Here is a 1663-nt window from a genome sequence, read left to right as displayed (position 1 = left end):
CGGCGTTTTTCAAGGTAGTTGTCGCGTCCACCGTCGCGCTACGCGACTTTTATTACCACGGTCAGCTCCCTTTCGGGGTTCAGATACACCGTCCCGATAGGGTTCCAGTTGCGTGTCTCTCCTGACCATCGTTCCGGTCTTTTCTCTCTGGCCTGCCGGTATGTCGCATCTCGACGAGCCAAGATTTCTCGGTCTTTTCCTTCATGACGTTGAGCCGGTGTTACGAAGCGGATCCGGCTATGACGGTGCACGGTGTTGTACCAGGTCATAAAATCCCTCACCCAGATACGCGCATCTTCCAGGCTGGTAAACCCCGCCTGTGGCCACTGCGGGCAGTATTTCAGTGTCCTGAACAGTGATTCCGAGTACGGGTTGTCGTTGCTAACCCGTGGTCGACCGCGAGACGGCGTGATGCCCAGGTCATACATCTTGGTCAGTAACGTCACCGATTTCATCGGTGCTCCGTTGTCCGAGTGAAGCACCAGCGGCTGGCGCCAACACTTCTCCTGAGTCACGCTTCGTTGCAGCAACGCTGCTGCCTTTTCCCCGCTCTCTGCTTCATAAACTTCCCAGCCCACGGCTTTTCGGCTGTAGATGTCTTCGATCAGATAGAGGTAGTAAAATTTCCCACGAACCGGGGACGGCAGGTAGGTGATGTCCCACGACCATACCTGGTTAGCTGAAGTCGCTGCGTAAGTGGTCGGTGCCTCATGGCGATGCGGCCGCTTGGCTCTGGACCGGTGATGCTGCTGACCTGCCGCATGCAGCACACGATAAAAAGTTGACTCCGAGGCTACATATCTTCCTTCATCGGCCAATTGCGGCACGATCTGGCTTGGCGGGAGGTGCGCATAGGCTTTGCTGTTGCACAGGGTCACGATGCCTTGTCGTTCAAGCTCACTGAGTGCATTACTCGGTATCGGCCTTAGCGTCGTCGTGCGTCCATCTGCCAAGAGTTCTTGCGGCAAGCTCCAGCGTTGCAGCGTCCTCAGTGAAATGCCTACCTCCTGACAAGCAGGCGCCCTGCGGGCGCCCGCCAGAATGGCTTCATTAAGCCAATCAACGAGTAAATACCGTTCTGGCAACAAGGTCAGTTGGCCTCGTCGTCGCTCCCCCAGTAGGCATTGAGCTTTTTTCGTAGTACCAGTAAGGCCGCTGTTTCAGCCAGAGCTGCATCTTTGCGGCGCAGCTCACGCTCAAGTTCACGGATACGATTTTTATCATCCCGTGACTGTCCGGAGGTTGCAGTTTTCGCGGTTGACTGTTTCGTGCTGCCGGCAATAAAAGCGTTGCGCCAATCGGTTATTTGCTCGGGAAAAATACCTTTTCGTCGGCAGTACTCACCGATCTCCAGTTCCGATAGCGAACCTGTTTCTATGATGATCGCCAGCTTGGACTCGGCGGACCAATTTTCGGCCGGTTGCTTGGCATCGGACAATTGCGTTCCTCTGGCGGCAGCTTGTTTGCGCCAATAATGGAGAGACATATCGCTGCAACCCTCGCGCCGGGCGACCTCCGCCGCCGAGAGACTCAGGGGCGGAAGCATCATTTTCAGCAGCGCAGCTTTACGTTCTTCTGAATAGAAAGGCATGACCATACTCTTGCCGCCCCCGGAATGCTTTTCAAAAAGCGGGGGACACGACAACTACCCTGACACCGGGGG

Annotated in this window: 1 protein-coding gene; it reads right to left on the bottom strand. The window is 55.8% G+C overall.

Going from position 1 to position 1663, the window contains the following annotated elements; all coding sequences use genetic code 11:
* Window positions 1-38 precede the first annotated feature (38 nt).
* Window positions 39-1591 (bottom strand): IS3 family transposase gene (locus J1G34_RS26875; protein ID WP_128876004.1). Its coding sequence is split into 2 segments (ribosomal slippage): window positions 39-1129 and window positions 1129-1591, totalling 1554 coding nucleotides; the frame shifts between segments, so codons are not numbered across the junction.
* Window positions 1592-1663 lie beyond the last annotated feature (72 nt).

The sequence above is a fragment of the Pseudomonas sp. Wu6 genome (assembly GCF_019891515.1).
GTDB classification, from domain to species: domain Bacteria; phylum Pseudomonadota; class Gammaproteobacteria; order Pseudomonadales; family Pseudomonadaceae; genus Aquipseudomonas; species Aquipseudomonas orientalis_A.
Note: the sequence above shows the minus strand (reverse complement) of the source record. Positions and strands in the feature narration are given on the sequence as shown.